Annotated in this window: 14 protein-coding genes and 1 tRNA gene; 7 read left to right on the top strand and 8 right to left on the bottom strand. The window is 42.3% G+C overall.

The genetic code is table 11. The annotated features are described in order from the left end of the window. Positions 1-57: 57 nt before the first annotated feature. Entirely contained in the window at positions 58-1050 is a 993-nt protein-coding gene (locus tag IEY67_RS06455; RefSeq protein ID WP_183668808.1) for a FecR family protein, read from the bottom strand. A 116-nt stretch (positions 1051-1166) separates the two neighbouring features. Continuing rightward, positions 1167-1685, bottom strand: a complete 519-nt coding sequence (locus IEY67_RS06450; RefSeq protein ID WP_229800976.1) for an RNA polymerase sigma-70 factor — start codon at positions 1683-1685, stop codon at positions 1167-1169. A 227-nt stretch (positions 1686-1912) separates the two neighbouring features. On the opposite strand from IEY67_RS06450, the gene IEY67_RS06445 reads away from it, so the two are divergent. After that, positions 1913-2149, top strand: a complete 237-nt coding sequence (locus IEY67_RS06445; protein WP_183668806.1) for a hypothetical protein — start codon at positions 1913-1915, stop codon at positions 2147-2149. 3 nt (positions 2150-2152) lie between these two features. On the opposite strand, the gene IEY67_RS06440 is transcribed toward IEY67_RS06445, so the two are convergent. Continuing rightward, a complete protein-coding gene (locus tag IEY67_RS06440; RefSeq protein WP_183668804.1) occupies positions 2153-2539 on the bottom strand; it encodes a helix-turn-helix domain-containing protein in 387 nt (128 codons plus the stop codon). Positions 2540-2737: 198 nt separating this feature from the next. Here IEY67_RS06440 and IEY67_RS06435 point away from each other — a divergent pair, with 198 nt between their 5' ends. Beyond that, positions 2738-3136, top strand: a complete 399-nt coding sequence (locus IEY67_RS06435; RefSeq protein WP_122354747.1) for a hypothetical protein — start codon at positions 2738-2740, stop codon at positions 3134-3136. A 23-nt stretch (positions 3137-3159) separates the two neighbouring features. Here the strand turns inward: IEY67_RS06435 and IEY67_RS06430 are convergent, their stop codons facing one another. After that, on the bottom strand, positions 3160-3600 hold the full coding sequence (locus IEY67_RS06430) for a DoxX family protein (protein WP_122354745.1): 441 nt from the start codon (positions 3598-3600) through the stop codon (positions 3160-3162). A 544-nt stretch (positions 3601-4144) separates the two neighbouring features. Further along, positions 4145-4217, bottom strand: a tRNA-Arg gene (locus IEY67_RS06425). 228 nt (positions 4218-4445) lie between these two features. On the opposite strand from IEY67_RS06425, the gene asnA reads away from it, so the two are divergent. Together asnA and ung are read left to right on the top strand one after the other, a co-directional pair. Further along, on the top strand, positions 4446-5483 hold the full coding sequence (gene asnA / locus IEY67_RS06420; protein ID WP_122373553.1) for an aspartate--ammonia ligase: 1038 nt from the start codon (positions 4446-4448) through the stop codon (positions 5481-5483). A 4-nt stretch (positions 5484-5487) separates the two neighbouring features. Next, the gene (gene ung / locus IEY67_RS06415) at positions 5488-6150 is read left to right on the top strand and encodes a uracil-DNA glycosylase (RefSeq protein ID WP_122354741.1); all 663 of its coding nucleotides are present in this window, start codon (positions 5488-5490) and stop codon (positions 6148-6150) included. A gap of 62 nt (positions 6151-6212) precedes the next feature. On the opposite strand, the gene IEY67_RS06410 is transcribed toward ung, so the two are convergent. The 3 genes from IEY67_RS06410 to IEY67_RS06400 all read right to left on the bottom strand — a co-directional run bounded on the left by IEY67_RS06410 (position 6213) and on the right by IEY67_RS06400 (position 9868). Continuing rightward, positions 6213-8945: a putative LPS assembly protein LptD gene (locus IEY67_RS06410; protein ID WP_122373555.1), complete on the bottom strand. Its 2733-nt coding sequence runs from the start codon at positions 8943-8945 to the stop codon at positions 6213-6215. A 118-nt stretch (positions 8946-9063) separates the two neighbouring features. Continuing rightward, on the bottom strand, positions 9064-9606 hold the full coding sequence (locus IEY67_RS06405; RefSeq protein WP_183668802.1) for an HD domain-containing protein: 543 nt from the start codon (positions 9604-9606) through the stop codon (positions 9064-9066). Positions 9607-9685: 79 nt separating this feature from the next. Beyond that, positions 9686-9868: a hypothetical protein gene (locus tag IEY67_RS06400; RefSeq protein ID WP_122354735.1), complete on the bottom strand. Its 183-nt coding sequence runs from the start codon at positions 9866-9868 to the stop codon at positions 9686-9688. A gap of 155 nt (positions 9869-10023) precedes the next feature. On the opposite strand from IEY67_RS06400, the gene IEY67_RS06395 reads away from it, so the two are divergent. The 3 genes from IEY67_RS06395 to IEY67_RS25125 all read left to right on the top strand — a co-directional run bounded on the left by IEY67_RS06395 (position 10024) and on the right by IEY67_RS25125 (position 16374). Next, positions 10024-11235 (top strand): exo-beta-N-acetylmuramidase NamZ family protein, encoded by a 1212-nt coding sequence (locus IEY67_RS06395; protein WP_122354732.1) that lies wholly within the window; start codon positions 10024-10026, stop codon positions 11233-11235. A gap of 151 nt (positions 11236-11386) precedes the next feature. Next, positions 11387-13645 (top strand): sensor histidine kinase, encoded by a 2259-nt coding sequence (locus IEY67_RS06390; RefSeq protein ID WP_183668800.1) that lies wholly within the window; start codon positions 11387-11389, stop codon positions 13643-13645. 65 nt (positions 13646-13710) lie between these two features. Further along, complete coding sequence (locus tag IEY67_RS25125) at positions 13711-16374, top strand: alpha-2-macroglobulin family protein (protein ID WP_229800975.1); 2664 nt, start codon at positions 13711-13713, stop codon at positions 16372-16374. The last annotated feature ends 27 nt before the right edge of the window (positions 16375-16401 follow it).

The following is a 16401-nucleotide window of genomic DNA, read 5'->3' as shown; positions in this document are numbered from 1 at the left end:
TGTATTCTTAGGTATGACCGGTTTATTAAGGTTAACACTGGTGCTACTTCATAGGCATTATCTTTTAAGTGTTGCATATTGTATGTAATAAACTCCGTCGCTATTGTGCCACCGGATAGGTAGGCTACGGGAAATGACTTTTAGGATCTGCTCGATGCTTTGTTCTTGACTGAAAGTCCCGGAGACGGTCACGGCTGTTTTTTTCAGTTCCTGACTGTCGATCTGGATTTCTACTTTATAAGTACTCTGCAGCTCTTTGATAAGTTCGATGAACGGAATCGATTTATATTTCAACAGACCGTCTTTCCAAGAAGTAAAAGAATCTGTATCAACATGTTTGACATCAACCTTGTTTGTCGACCGGCTAAAAGTTAGTTGCTGGTTCGGAGTCATCACGATATTTTGTTTTGCACCTTCGAAACGGATGGAACCTTCCACTAGGGTTGCTGTGATATCGTCGGATTCTGCATCTGCTTTCACGTTGAAGTGCGTGCCCAATACGGTGATAGAGGCACCGTTCATCTCTATTTGGAAGGGCTTGCCTGAATCTTTTGCCACTTCGAAATAGGCTTCACCTTCCAATTTGACGCTGCGGCTGTCTTTTCCGTATTTGTCGGAATAGCTTAGGCGGCTGTTCTTGTTCAATGTGATGACGGTTCCGTCTTCCATCGTGAAGTTAGACTTATGTTCGTCCGTCAGCAAGGTGTAGTATTCGGATGTACGGTCATTTGTATTATAAAGGAAAAAGCCTGTTGAGAAAATGAAAAGCAAACAGGCAGCGGCAATTAGTGGAATGGCGTTTCTCCATAATTGCCGCCGGAAAGTCTGCCTCTTTTGTACATTGATCTTTTGTTGCAGTTTGTCGGCCGAGAAAGCAGGGGCGACGGAATGTTTGAAAGCGACATCCGCATCCCAATAATTCTTGAGCCGTCGGAATTCGTCCCGGTTCTTTTCGTTTTCGTTCAGCCATTCGCTTAGCGAAAGGATGTCATCCGAAGAACTTTCTCCACTCAGGACACGTGCGATTATATGGTTTATTCTGTTTTCCATTCTGTGTGTTTCTATATGTATAGTCGCAGGGAAATGAGAATCCCCTTAGTCGAAATGAGAAAAAGATAAAAAATTTCACTTAATGGAACTTTTGTTTCCTGCCGGAGTGTTGCTTTTCAGATGCAATCGTCGGCAAGTGTTTCCCGCAGTTTGCGGACGGCATTCGCCAAGTGTGCTTCCAGTGTTTTGACGGAGATGTCGAGGATGGCAGCCACTTCTTTATATTTGAGCTTGTCTTCGCGGACGAGTTTGAAAGCCATCTTGCATTTAGCGGGCAGCGAGTCGATCGCCAGGTTCAGGCGGCGGATCCCTTCCTGGCTGATAAGCTCCTCTTCGGGAGTCGTTTCGGTCGAGGTGAAAAGGTCGATGGAGATTTCGTCCAGCGATACCTGCTCCATGTGCTGTTTACGATAATAGCTGATCGCTTTGTGGCGGGCTACCGTATAAATGTAAGAATCGAAATTGGAGATACCGGGAAGTTGCTTGCGGTTGTCCCAGATAGCTAAGAAGGTATCGGAAACAATCTCTTCGGCTTCTGCCGGCGATGAGACATACATGCCCGTAAATCGCATTAGCGGACCGAAATAGGCCATGTAAAGCGATTTTAGAGCGGTCTGCGAATTCGATAAGGCCATTTCACAAACCCACTGTATGATATCGTCCCGATTCTCTCCCAAGTGTGAGCAAGATTAACAATGTTCTTATAATAAGAGTCGCGAATATAAAGAAAATCCCTTAGTTCGATAACATTATTTTTTTATTCAACTGTTTCTGTGTGGGTATAGTTCGACTTGTAACATCTATGTCCTTATTGCGCAATATTTGTTTCAGACCTTTGCAACCAAATACATAACAAGCAATTATGGAGACATTCTATCTCTTTCTGATCATTTTTCTCTTTGTGCCGGCAGTGTTCGACCTGTCAGTCGGAGTTAGTAACGATGCGGTCAATTTCATGAATTCGGCAGTTTGTATGCAGCTGCATACTTGCCTCCTTTTTTGCCTTGTCGCTTGTAGTGATGACCTGGACGTTCAGCAGGTTTACCAAAACACGATCTATACAGGCTCATTATCAGCATCTTTCATCATCCCAACATAAAGCCTATCTTTTATCCCTTAAAACTTCTTGCAACATCGCAACCTTTTCCTTTTCTGCTTCCAGAAGTTTATCATAAAGTTCGACTATTTTATCGATAGGGTTGAAAGTCGGACACCAATTAACAGCAGAGGATTGATTATCAAATGTATTTGCAACAATATTAATAGATGCACCTTCTTCCATCTCTGTAATTGCTTCAACTGGAATGTTTAAAGCCTCAGCTATCTTTGCTAAAATATCAGGCTCCAATTTATCCCTTTTCTCATAACCGGATAATGTAGCCTGTGATACACCAATCTGCTCAGCCAATACATCTTGATTGATATTGCGCCATTCTCTCCAACGACGTGTATTCGCTCCATGATTGCTCCTTTTTGCTGTTGCCTCCATAATTTAATTAATTGTATATGATTTACCTATTGCAAAAGTAAGTATTAATCTGGATAATATTTTATTTAATGAAATAATATCATCAGACAAAACCTCGAAATAATATCAATCCAATATTTGATAAAAGATAGGATTACTTAATAGACCATTGGACTTGTATTTTATTCCTTTGCCTATCATTTTTAAACAGACAATAATATGACTCAAAAGAACAATAGGAATTATGCAGAGCAAATAACCCTGGGATGCCTCGCAATCAATAAACCCCTTAGTTTTGTAAAAACGGTTTTTGTTGACAGAGAGCAGAATGAAAAACATTATATATTTAAAGCCCAAAAAGAAACCAGCCTGGAAGTCCGGTTTGAGTCTTCCACACTGACTTGTTTATTTGATCGCAACAAGATATGCAAAGGAGCATTTCTTTTTCTCGACGATACAACGGAACTTATTCATTATATCGATTATTGCAGTAAAACTTATCCGTGTGATCGGCTCCTTGAAGGATGGATCACACAGAATACCATAATCCAGATACATACAAACGCAAAAGAATGTAGTCTACTAATATTACCTATCCGGCAAAACAAGGGATCGTAACCCTAATCTGCATCGTCTGATTTTTACCTTCTCTTCTTCGATAGCGGTATCGATATCATCCGGTCTATCGAAAATTTACCCGGACCGGTAATATACATCAATATAAAGACAACCAGATAAATGAATGCCAACTCTTTTACAGCAAACGCATCATTGCCATGAATAACGAAGAAGGCCATACACATGGTAAAAATCATCGGGATCATCGCCAAACGATACAGCGCACCGAAGATGAAACCAATCGAACAAGCCAACTCTCCAAAAATAGCCAGTCCTAACGACACCTGACTACCAACCCCCAGCGGATCGGGAAAAACAGCAGACATCTCTGTAAAGTTAGTCCATTTCTGGATACCATGAGACAACAATAACCCTCCGAAAAGGATACGTAATGCTAATAACAACAGTGAAATAGCTGTGCCGTCCGGTTTAGACGGGAATAAAAATCTGTATATCGCCAACATATTATTTTGTTTTTACATAGATTAATAACTATATATAAAACAAAAGGAATTAAGAAATGTTCATTGCTTCCACTCCTTGTAACCCAATAGCCTTCTAACTACAAAACAACTGGTTCCTAATTCAAAGATGCCTTTATTTCATATTTTTGACCTAGGTCAAAAACGTTTATCACCCAGGTAGAAAACGTTTACCACCTAGGTCAAAAAGCTTTACTACCTAGGTCAAAAAATTAAAAGATAGGTAGCTTTGTATTAGTAAACAGGTATTTTACGATTACAAATAAAGGAGTTTATAACTAAGAAAATGCAGAAGTTAACGATGCTGCCAGTATCATAAAGATTATATATGATCTTTGCTACTTCAAAAAACATTTCAGAGGTTAGGTGGGAAGGATGGGAATTAACCCTATATTACTTTAGCTGAACAAAAGATGTTCAGTCGCTCAATTAAACTTTGAGGTATATAACATCTTGATACACATATAAAAAATAAAAGCCGATATCCCTTTGCGAGGTATCGACTTTTACAAAAATACTTTAATCGTGACCCGGGAGGGATTCAAACCCTCGACCTTCAGAACCGGAATCTGACGCTCTATTCACTAAGCTACCAGGCCAAAGACGGGGCAAAAGTAAATATAATATCGGAAGAAACCAAACGAACGGCCGAAGAGTTTTATCTATCTTTCTTTTTTCTGCCCTACAACATAAGTTTTGATATTTTGCAACACACTTCAGCATATATACTGCCATTTTGCAAATAAAAAAGGCATAAACATTGCTATTTTGCCATTAATCATTATCTTTGCGACTCATATTTAACAAACACAAAGCACAACAAGTATATGAGCTATTTAATTAAACCTGCGGGATATAAGGCTTTGCTAAACCTGTCTCAAACAGAAATGGGAATCAAGAAGATCAAAGACTTTTTCCAGCAAAACCTGTCTTCGGAGTTACGCCTGCGTCGTGTCACGGCACCTTTGTTCGTTCTTAAAGGGATGGGTATCAATGATGACCTGAACGGAACGGAGCGAGCTGTTACATTTCCCATCAAAGATCTGAATGATTCTAAAGCCGAGATCGTACATTCACTGGCTAAATGGAAACGACTCACTTTAGCCGATTATAATATAGAAGAAGGATACGGTATTTATACAGATATGAATGCTATCCGTTCCGATGAAGAACTGGGGAACCTGCATTCATTATATGTTGACCAGTGGGACTGGGAACGGGTAATGAGTCCTAAAGAACGCAATATCGAATTTCTGAAAGAGACGGTACGCCGCATTTATGCCGCCATGGTGCGCACTGAATATCTCGTATACGAAATGTTCCCACAGATAAGACCGACACTTCCACAGCAGATTCATTTCATACATTCCGAGGATTTGTTGCAAAAATATCCTACCTTTACACCGAAAGAACGGGAAGACGCTATTGCCAAAGAATACGGAGCAGTATTCATCATCGGCATCGGATGTCAGTTAAGCAACGGGGAGAAACATGACGGACGTGCTCCGGACTACGACGACTGGTCGACTGTTGCTGAAAACGGACAGACCGGATTGAACGGTGACTTGCTTGTCTGGGACGATGTCCTGAACCGCTCGATGGAACTATCTTCAATGGGTATCCGCGTAGATAAAGAAGCGTTGCTACGCCAATTGAAGACATGTAATGCAGAAGAGAAAAAAGAACTCTATTTCCACAAACGCCTCTTAAACGGCGAACTGCCTCAAAGTATCGGAGGCGGTATCGGCCAAAGTCGGTTGTGTATGTTTTATCTGCGTAAAGCCCATATCGGCGAAATCCAGGCAAGTATCTGGCCGGAAGAAATGCGTCAGGAAGCCCGTGCTGCAGGAATGTATTTAATTTAAAGTTATGGACGTAAAGATCGAACAAAGCTGGAAAGAACGGTTAGCCCCCGAATTTGAAAAAGATTATTTCAAAGAGTTGATCAACTTTGTAAAACAGGAATACAGTCACGGAACTGTATATCCCCCGGGACCCTACATCTTTAATGCTTTCGAGCATTGTCCTTTCGATAAAGTAAAAGTTGTCATACTGGGACAAGACCCTTATCACGAGCCGGGACAGGCACACGGGCTTTGCTTTTCCGTGCAGGACGGAACACCTTATCCGCCTTCCCTGATCAATATTTTCAAAGAGATAGAAAGCGACCTGGGCAAACCGATGCCCCCAAGCGGTAACCTTTTACGCTGGGCAGATCAGGGTGTCCTGTTATTGAACGCCACCCTGACGGTCCGTGCACATCAGGCAGGCTCACATCAAAACCGGGGATGGGAAACATTCACTGATGCCGTGATCCGAAACCTGGCGGAAGAACGCAGCCATATCGTTTATATTCTCTGGGGATCATATGCTCAACGCAAAGGGGCCGTGATCGATGCTTCACGCAATCTGATCCTGAAATCGGCACATCCTTCTCCCCTCTCCGCTTACCGGGGATTCTTCGGAAACAAACATTTCAGCAAAGCGAATGATTATCTGATAGCCACAGGACAAGGTCCGATAGAATGGTAATAAAATAACAAAAAAAGGCAGGTTGAAGAACTTGCCTTTTTTATTTCTTTTTGCACTACCGATCAATACCAATCCTGTCCTTCACGGGCGCTGCTGCTCTGGTTGTACTTCAAGTCTTTCAGCAGTGAAGAGCTTACCGCAACAGAGAATGTATATGATTTGTAGGGGCCTACCGGCACAAAACTTGCAGACATCTGGAAACAGTGCAGGTTACGTGTCACGTTACAGGTCATGAACGAAATCTTCTTATTATCGAAATCGTATGTCGCATTGAAGTTAAAACTCCAGTTCTTCGTCGGCTGAATATTTCCGTTAAAGCTCAACGCATGGGTCAGCTTATACTTATACTCCAACCGGTTCGGATCGAAATCGCCATAACGCAGCTGCATACTGTAATTAAAGGAAAGGCTCCAGGGTATCTTAGAGATCAGATAACCATCGGCATCGTACTCGCCGGTATCTTTTTTCTTTCCGCGTAAACGTCCGCCTTCCTGTGTTCCCTCAGCATCGGCATTCTCTCCATCCTGATTTTCTGCTGTCAGGTTCTCCAGTTCGCCGTCACCCGCATTTTCCTCGGGAATATTACTGTCCGTCTTTCCACCGAACCACTTCTTGAACGTATCGTTATTAAATGTATAGGAAAAGCTGGTTCCTGTCGAACGCAAACGGCCGATCCCTTTACCTGCTTTCCAACGGGGGATATCCAATCTGACCGGCTTACCGTTTTTATCCGCACCATAGGTATAGGTATCAAATGTTCCGTTCAGATTCAATGTATAACTTTTTGAGAACTTCAAACGTAATCCGACAGATAAGTCGCTCCATTTGAAAGAGTCCGCCGCCATATTATAGCTCATGCCTAATGACAATTTATCGATCAGGCTGATCTTTTTAAAACCGGTACTGTCCGCATCCGACTTGACCTTCATTTCGACGTTATTATCCAGCGAGAAGTTCAAACTTCCCTGCTTTCCGCTCGGGATAGAACCATTATGCGCAAAAGGTGAATAAACATAATCGATCGGATCGCCATTGGAATCGATATACTGATAATGATCATAGAAGCCGAAGATACTGCCACCGAAGTCGGGTGCCGCACTGATACTGACGGAAGGCTCGAAACGATGACGGATCATCTGTACTTTATCGCCCAGGAAAGGAAGCGGTTTATAAAAACCATACAAAGTCGTAGAGGCAGATAAAGAGGCATTATAATTGTAAATACGATAGAATCCGTAAGTCGTATCGCGGTTTACCAATGTATTCAACTGCGGATCGAATTGCTTTGTGATCTTGCTGGTATACCAACTTTCCTTATAATTGAACGAAGGAGAGATATTGATATACTTGAATGCTGTAAATGTCGCACTGACCGGAATGCTATGCTCCATCGAGTTCTTCCAATCCTTTATTATATTCGATTTGAACAACAGGTTTTCTTTTGTCGTAATACTATTCCTGAAATATCCGGAATAACTCATGGATATCTTTTCATACCAACGTTCTCTACCTACCGGATTCTTCCGCTTAAACGGGAATATACGGCTCAAAGTAATGGTCAGGTCAGGCAAGGTCACAGAGATCATCGAGTCTTTGGAATTCTGGTTCACGTTCATGGTTGCCGAAAGAGTCAGCGGATTGTTCGGGAAACGTTGCGTGATATTGATACTGGAACCTTTTGTATTGTTCGTCGTGTTCGGGTTATAGATACCCATTGCACTGTTACGGTCGAAGCTGGAAGTCGCAAAATTGACACTTGCGGAGAATGTCCGGTACGGATTCGCCTTAGGGTCCTGGCTGTGCGTCCAGTTTATCCGGAAGTCCTTCGTCAAACTATAGTCGGCCAGCCCTTTATCTCCGAACTTACTAACCTGGTAAGCGGCATTGAAATTACCGGAGAAAAGATATCTCTTTTTATAGGAAGACTGCGCCTGAAGCCCCCAGGAACCTTTCGTATAGATTTCTCCGGTTACCGCCAGATCGATATAGTCGCTCAATGCAAAATAATATCCACCGTCCCTTAAACCGAAACCACGCTGGGAATCGTCCTGATAGGTCGGCATGATCACACCTGAGGAATAGGTACTGGAGAAAGGGAAGAAACAGAACGGCAAGCCGATAGGATACAACGGAACATCTTCGATCACCATATAAACAGGCCCGGTCACGATATTCTTTTTGGGGCGGACCTTTGCCTTGGTCATCTGGATATAAAAGTGAGGATGATCGTGTTCGTCGCAAGTGGTATATTTACCCCCCACCATATTCAGTACATCGTCATCCATCTTCTTGGTGCGTCCGGCAGTAACAAAGCCTTCTCCCTGCTGGGTAATCACATCGGTAATATATCCCTTCTTGGTATTGAAGTTATAACGCATCGTTTTGGATTCGTACTCCTGATCGCCGTCTTTAAACAAGGGATAACCGAACTCATCGCCAATGGAGTCGAGACCGAACTTGGCAAATACCAGACTGCTGTCCAGGCTCATTTCGATATTCTCAGCCTGCAACCCGATCTGTTGATATTTGACATCTCCTTCGCCGTACAGATATGCCCAGTTTCCGGCAGTCATGACCATAGAGTCTTTTGCCTGATAAACTACCGGAGCATCGAGCCCGACCTTTTTGGACTGGGTAGAATCGGCGGCAAGGACCGTACTGTCCGTGACGGCTGGAACTATCGTATCCCCATTTAAAGGCAATACGGTATCCCGCGGGGCAACCAGCTCCTGCGAATACATCATCAAAGCCCCGGCGAGGAAATATAATAGGATAAATAGCCCTCTGTGTCTCATTAATTAAGTTGACAGTTGACAGATGACAGTTGACAGGTGAAAACGAAGTCATCTGTCAACTGTCAACTGAATCGTTACAGCGTGCAAATGTATAATAAATTAATGAGCCCTTTAGCTTTTATTCCCCTAAAAAGAGTTTACACCAGTTATCAAAACGTATAACGGTCTCCTCTCCATACTTCGAAAGGCTCTGTTTTACTTTTTCAACCGGCTTTTCTTTATCCAGTTTTGTCTTACTGTAAAACTTATCGGCAAAACAGATGAGTTGTTCTTCCAACGATACCGGAACCATTACACGTGAAGGAAGCGGAAGATGCCTCTCTTCTATCATTGCAGCGGTAATACCGGTCCCGGTATGCCGTTCACAAACCAGGGCATGCCGCGGAAAACCTTCCTTACGCATCAGATCGGCGCCCAGATAGCCATGACAGATATATTCGGCCTCGCCAAAGCAACCTATTTCCGGTGCATTACACAAAAAGATACCTATATCATGAAGCATAGCAGCTTCTTCTATAAAAGGGATATCCAGGTTCATTTCCGGATGCATGTGTGCCAGGCACAATGCTTTATCCGTCACACTCCGGCTATGGGTAACCAATATATGATAAGCATCCGATCCGACCGGATAATATTTTGAGATAATATCAATAGGATTCATTTTATCTACGCTTTATTCTTAATCCGACTGCGAAGATACAGATATTTTATATTGACTATCATTATCCGGCGAATAAAAACTATCCTCTGCTGCCCAGGCTATTCAAATCGGGATTGATCTCCTTCACCGCCTCTTTCACCTCTTTTTTTGTCACTTTACCATCCGTTGCCACCTGTTGCACAGGATACCGTTCATCTTTATGATCTAACACTAAAGCTTCGGTTTTCGCTTTTTCTTTGATTTTTGGAAGTCTTGTTGCCATATGATTATTCTTTTTGTTTGTAATTATCCAACATAAAAAGAAGCGTGATAGTTCAAGGCAAACATGTTAAATATAAACACATTTAATCGTTTCATAGCTTTAATAAGGCGAACATTTGCTACTTTTGCATGCAATAAAACAGTAGGATACGGATTATGAAAACAGTTTTCAGGCTTACACTTTGGTTTATCGGCATACTGCTCATGCCACAACTACAGGCTACAACCACCCAGGGGGCTTTGGTTCTGGGTGCCGAGCGTATGGATGTGGTCACCCGCTTATTGAAAGATAAACAAGTCGGATTGGTTGTGAACCAGACATCTATCCTGGAAAAACAGCAAAAACACTTACTGGATGCTTTGATGGAACGGGGTATCCATGTAAAAAAAGTATTTGCCCCCGAACATGGTTTCCGTGGCACTGCCGATGCCGGAGAAGAGGTAAAAGACAGCCGCGACCTGAAAACGGGTGTCCCAATCGTCTCTATCTATGGAAAAAATAAAAAGCCGACAGCCGAGCAATTAAGCGGACTGGACGTTATCGTCTTCGACATCCAGGATGTAGGTGCCCGTTTTTATACTTATATAAGTACGATGCATTATGTCATGGAGGCTTGTGCTGAAAATGGCGTCGAGTTTATCGTGCTCGACCGTCCGAACCCGAATGATTTTGTAGACGGGCCGGTCCGTCAGAAAGGTTTTGAGTCGTTTGTAGGTGTCGATCCTATTCCATTATTACACGGCTTAACAGTCGGAGAACTGGCCTGGATGATAAACAGCGAAGGTTGGTTGAAAAGTTCGCCGGACAGCTGCAAGCTCCATATCGTTAAAATGGAAAACTGGCAGCATGGCGATCCTTACTGGCTTCCTGTCAAGCCTTCTCCCAACCTGCCGAACGACCAGTCAATCCGACTGTACCCGTCGTTATGTTTCTTCGAAGCGACCAATATCAGTATCGGACGCGGAACTTATTATCCGTTCCAGGTTATCGGATTTCCGGACAGAAAATATGGTGATTTTGCATTCACCCCTGTTTCATTACCCGGCTTTGATACCAATCCATTACAGAAGGACAAAGAATGTTATGGCGTCGATCTCCGGGAATACCCTTTTGAAGGAGGGTTGACACTCCATTTCTTCCTCGATTTCTATAATAAGGCAGGGAATGAACAGGCTTTCTTTTTCTCCCGCCCGCAATGGTTCGACCTGCTCGCCGGAACCAAGGAACTCCGCTATCAGATTGTCAGGGGATTATCAGAACAAGAGATCCGGGACAGCTGGCAACCGGAATTGGATAAGTATAAAGAAATGCGAAAAAAGTACTTGTTGTATCCGGATTACCCACAAAAAGCAACAAAGAACCGATAAGCGTTGATTCTATTAGGTTTTTAATTATCTTTGCCAACTCATAACAAGAAATAGAACAGCAGTGTTATGTCCTATATTATTGCAGGCATAGCACTGTTTGTTGTAATGTTATCATATTAATCAGTTATCAGGGCTAATAATAGAAGATTTCTTGAAACGTTTTTGGCACATATTGCTGTTCTTTCTTTTATTCTCCGTTGGAATAAAGGATTATATAGAGGCTGCCGGTAGCAACTCCCCCTATAAAGTACTCATCCTCCATTCTTATACGGAGGATCTCATTACATATTCCAGTTTTAGCGACCTGATTGCCGAAAAACTGGAGAAAAAGAATATCCCGACAAACACACAGACTTTTTATCTGGACTGCGAGCGTTACAATGAGGAAGAAGAAAATGATCGTATGTATCATTATTTAGATTCTATCAAAAGCTGGAATCCCGATATCATTCTGGTCAACGACGACCAGGCTACCTATACATTAATGGCTTGCAACCACCCGCTGGGAAAGACTACGCCCGTTGTCTTTTCGGGAGTAAACTTTCCTAACTGGTCCTTGCTGAAACAACATCCTAACTTCACCGGCTTCTGGGATAAACCCAACTACATGAAGACCATTGAACTGATAGAGAAATTATACGGTCCTTCCAATATTCTGTTTTTCAAGAATGCCCGCTTTATGAGCAGAGAGTCGTTCAGAGCTATCCAGGAAGAGATCAAAGATACCGGCAGAACCTTGCGAATAGGCTTATTTCATCAAAAGAGAAATGAATATCCCGACGATATTTGCCCTGGTGAACCTGGCAAATCTGTTCTATATACTACTGAAACAGCCTATCTTTCGGCCCAGAGTTTGTTATCCATTTTTCAGAATAAGCCTTATACGGCATGCCTGCAGATCATCCTCGACTTTGATGTCCTGACTATAGGCCGCCTGGCGAATGTTCCCAATTTCACTGTCATCAATAATGGATTTAATGATGACAGAGGTATTACCGGAGGATATTTTACAACGTTGGATATACAAACAGATATCGTTTCGGAAAGAGCCGCCGATATTTTACAAGGCGCGTCACCTACCAACTATTCCATTATTGAAAGTCCCAAAACCTATGCTTTCGACTGGAACGAAATGGGACGTTTCAATATAAAAAAAAGAGATTTACCGGAAGGCAGCGTCATCTATAATCTTCCGTTCTATGAACGTTATCATAAAGCGATGATCATCGGGGGTAGTTTATTCATACTACTGATCATATATATTATCGCCCAATTAATTCTCATGTATAAACGGGAGTTCAACCGCAAAAAGCAAATACAAACAAACCTGTTCAAGGAAAGGCGTTTCCTCCGATTGGCTTTGGAAGGAGGTAATACATACGCCTGGAAACTGGAAAAAGGACGTTTTATCTTTGAAGATGATTTCTTTATAGACAATAAGATCGATCCCAGGGAAATGTCTCTTACGGATTTATTAGCTATAACACATCCGGACGACCGGGAACATTTACGTAGCCACATCCGGGATATTTATGCCGGGATATGGGAAGAAACGACCATCCAATGTCGGTTCAATTTTAATAGTAAAGAGTATTGCTGGTGGGAATTACGCTATAATCATGGAGAAGATAAGGCTGACGCTGAACAGACTGTCATAGGTTTGTGCCTGAACATACAATCGTTCAAGGATAAAGAAGACAGGTTGAAGGTCTTACAGGAAAAGGCGGAGGAAGCCAATAAAATGAAATCTGCCTTCCTGGCAAATATGAGTCATGAAATACGGACTCCTTTAAATGCGATCGTCGGCTTTTCCAATCTGCTGCAGGAGGAAAGCGATCTTACACCAGAGGAGAAAGAGACATTCAAAGACACGATCAATAAAAACAGCGATCTGCTTTTAAAACTGATCAATGATATCCTGGAACTATCCCGTATCGAATCGGGCCGCATGACATTTGACTTCGAAACATTCAGGTTAAATGATCTGATCGACGAAATCTACCAGACGCACCTGTTGCTTATTCCCCCGCATATTCAGTTTATTAAAGATGCACCTTCCGCAGAGATCAATGTCTATGTCGACCGTTTCAGGTTTACCCAAGTGATCACGAACTTCATCAATAATGCAGTAAAATTCACCAAACAAGGATATATCAAACTGGGATATGAATTCAAAAAAGAAGAAAACAATGTCTATATCTATGTAGAAGACTCCGGTATCGGCATTTCCCGGGAAGCCATCGAAAAAGTATTCGAACGTTTCTATAAACAAGACGAATTCGCCCAGGGAACAGGCTTAGGTCTTTCCATCTGTAAAACGATTGCCGAACGTTTGGAAGGCGATATCCTGATCTCGTCAGAAGAAGGGAAAGGGAGCCGGTTTACTTTAAAGATTCCGGTTAAATTATAATGTCATAAGTAAATTGGTGACAAATAAAATATTTATTTGCATATTTACAGCAAATAAAGAATGTTATGAAAAAAGCCGTATACCTTATATTATATACTCTGACAACCTTCACCTCCGTTGCCCAGAACAATTTATCACCAGATACTATCAGGAATAGACTTTGGCAGCAAAGCAGCCTGTTCCCTAACGAAAAAATTCATGTACATACCGACAGATCGGTATATGCCGGCAGTGATACGATTTGGTTTAGGGCATACCTGGTGAATGCTGTTAACAACCAACCGGAAACCACCAGCCGCTATATCTATTCCGAACTTATCAATCCTTTTGGGAACGTAGTCTCAAGAGTCAAAATAAGAGAGGATAAAGACAGCTTGTTTTATGGTTATCTGCCATTGGAGGAAGATATCCCTGCCGGAGAATATATCATAAGGGCTTATACCCGTTACATGACGAACAGCGGAGAGGAATACTTTTTCCGCAAACCGATACATATCGTTTCCCCTTTCAGCCACTCTCTGACAACAACCGTCACTTTTGAAGGGAAGCCACAACAAAACCAAATTAAAGGATTGATCGGACTGACCAATACCCTCACAAAAGAAGAAATTTCAATGGAAAACGTATCCATTTACGACGAAAACGGCAAAATTGAATACTGGACAGAGGGAAAACAATCCCGGTTCAAAATATCTCCGGACAAATATAAACATAAAGTCATCAAACTGGAAGCAGCAAACTTCCAGCAGTTCCTGCCCGTTTCGCTTCCGGCCAACGACTACCACGTCGATTTCCTGCCTGAAGGAGGAAACCTGCCTGCCGGAGTTTCATCGACAATGGCTTTCAAAGCTCTAAATACTTACGGGCTATCTGAAGACATAACCGGAACCGTTAAAGACGAAGCCGGAAAAGAAATCTGCTCTTTCCAAACGCTACATGCCGGTATGGGACGCTTCAGTTGGATTCCGGAAACAGGTAAAAAGTATTATGCAGAGTGTATCTCTAAAACCGGTGTTGAAAAACGCTTTGAACTGCCTGCCCCCGAAATGAACATAAGTACACTGAATATAGAAGAAAGCTACTCTGACTATCATATAAATATCCTTTACTCCAACGGAATCGCAACCGACGAAACACAGACTTTGCTAATTCACCAACGAGGTTTCCCGCTGTTTGTACAACCTTTCCGCCAAACCCATCGGATCAGTATCGACAAGAAGGCATTCTCGCCTGGCATCATACATCTGTTATTACTTTCTTCACAAGGTCAAATAATCAGCGAACGCCAGGTATTCGTTCAATCTGAAAAACAAGTTACAGCCCATATACAGACTGATAAGGAAACATATACCCAAAGGGAAAAAGTACGTCTGGATATCACATTACAAGATGTAGAAGGTAAACCTGTTCAAGGGAACTTCTCTCTCGCCGTCACCGACAATGCCGATATCCTGCCTGATTCCTCCTATACCATATACACCTCTCTCCTGCTTTCTTCCGATTTGAAAGGGTATATCGAAGATCCGGGATGGTACTTCCGAGGAGATAATAACGCACGCAAAGAGGGACTGGACCTGTTGATGCTGACACAAGGATGGCGAAAATATAATGTAGAAAACGCATTGACAGCCAACTACAAACAACCGGCTATCCTCCCCGAAACCAGCCAACGAATTACCGGCTCCGTTAAACGGCTGGTCGGCAACAAAGCGATTGCCAATGCCAAAATACAAATCCATATCCCAAAAGAAAGGGTTTTGGAAGAGATTCATGCCGGAGAAGACGGTAAGTTCGAGTTCGATTTTTTCGAGTTCCCGGACAGTACCATCTACAACATACAGGCTACAACGAAAAAGAATGGCAGGAATGTTCTGCTGTCACTCGACCCGGAAACCTTTCCGGAAGCCGATCAAATATGGCCTGTCCGTTCTCATAGCGCCCAATGTACAGCAAACTACATCTATTCCGATCTTCCGGCATCAGTTGAATTTTTGGACAAGACAAACAGAAGAATGACATACGAAAACGGCATACGTAATATATTCTTGGAAGATGTTATGGTAACAGCCAGAAAAAAAGTATATAAGACACCTTATGAAAGTATCCCTAGTGCTATAACCATCAAAGAGGAAGATATTAAACAGTCTTCGATGATAGAGCTTCCCACATTTTTAGCATCCAGACTACCTGGACTAATAGCTCTACCACAAGGTTTATTCCAAATAAAGGAACTAGGAGGTCCTATTCCAAAGCCTATTCAGATCATTTTAAATGGATTTCCAATTTATGATACACAAACTGCTAAAATGATATTAGAGACATTACAATTACGAGATATTGAACAAATCGACTACAACAAAGAAGCCGCAGAAGGATTAGCATGGTTCCCTATGACCGGATCAGCTTTTATCGCCATTACATTAAAAAAAGAAGCAGAACCATACGATTACATGCCCAAAAACATACAACAAGTACAGTTACTGGGCCATCAGAAACCGGTGGCTTTCTATTCTCCCAAGTATGAGACTCCACAACTGAAAAACAGCGAGAGTCACGATTTACGTACTACAATCTACTGGAATCCTAATATCCAAACCAATAGACGAGGGAAAGCATTTGTCGAATTTTACACGGCAGATGGAGATAGTCCTTATTCAGTAGTTATAGAAGGAGGTACTCAAAATGGCAAACTTATACGCTTCGAGAAAGAGATGATAGTCAAAGAATAGATTTATTATTGTAGTAACAAAAGTAGT

Origin of the sequence: Parabacteroides faecis, from assembly GCF_014647375.1 — a bacterium.
In the GTDB taxonomy this organism is placed as follows: Bacteria; Bacteroidota; Bacteroidia; order Bacteroidales; family Tannerellaceae; genus Parabacteroides; species Parabacteroides faecis.
Note: the sequence above shows the minus strand (reverse complement) of the source record. Positions and strands in the feature narration are given on the sequence as shown.

What these genes read in the sequence shown, in the direction of transcription:
- IEY67_RS06455 (WP_183668808.1), bottom strand. Translation starts at nt 1,050, where the DNA reads ATGGAAAACAGAATAAACCATATAATCGCACGTGTCCTGAGTGGAGAA.
- IEY67_RS06450 (WP_229800976.1), bottom strand. Translation starts at nt 1,685, where the DNA reads ATGGCCTTATCGAATTCGCAGACCGCTCTAAAATCGCTTTACATGGCC.
- IEY67_RS06445 (WP_183668806.1), top strand. Translation starts at nt 1,913, where the DNA reads ATGGAGACATTCTATCTCTTTCTGATCATTTTTCTCTTTGTGCCGGCA.
- IEY67_RS06440 (WP_183668804.1), bottom strand. Translation starts at nt 2,539, where the DNA reads ATGGAGGCAACAGCAAAAAGGAGCAATCATGGAGCGAATACACGTCGT.
- IEY67_RS06435 (WP_122354747.1), top strand. Translation starts at nt 2,738, where the DNA reads ATGACTCAAAAGAACAATAGGAATTATGCAGAGCAAATAACCCTGGGA.
- IEY67_RS06430 (WP_122354745.1), bottom strand. Translation starts at nt 3,600, where the DNA reads ATGTTGGCGATATACAGATTTTTATTCCCGTCTAAACCGGACGGCACA.
- asnA (WP_122373553.1), top strand. Translation starts at nt 4,446, where the DNA reads ATGAGCTATTTAATTAAACCTGCGGGATATAAGGCTTTGCTAAACCTG.
- ung (WP_122354741.1), top strand. Translation starts at nt 5,488, where the DNA reads ATGGACGTAAAGATCGAACAAAGCTGGAAAGAACGGTTAGCCCCCGAA.
- IEY67_RS06410 (WP_122373555.1), bottom strand. Translation starts at nt 8,945, where the DNA reads ATGAGACACAGAGGGCTATTTATCCTATTATATTTCCTCGCCGGGGCT.
- IEY67_RS06405 (WP_183668802.1), bottom strand. Translation starts at nt 9,606, where the DNA reads ATGAATCCTATTGATATTATCTCAAAATATTATCCGGTCGGATCGGAT.
- IEY67_RS06400 (WP_122354735.1), bottom strand. Translation starts at nt 9,868, where the DNA reads ATGGCAACAAGACTTCCAAAAATCAAAGAAAAAGCGAAAACCGAAGCT.
- IEY67_RS06395 (WP_122354732.1), top strand. Translation starts at nt 10,024, where the DNA reads ATGAAAACAGTTTTCAGGCTTACACTTTGGTTTATCGGCATACTGCTC.
- IEY67_RS25125 (WP_229800975.1), top strand. Translation starts at nt 13,711, where the DNA reads ATGAAAAAAGCCGTATACCTTATATTATATACTCTGACAACCTTCACC.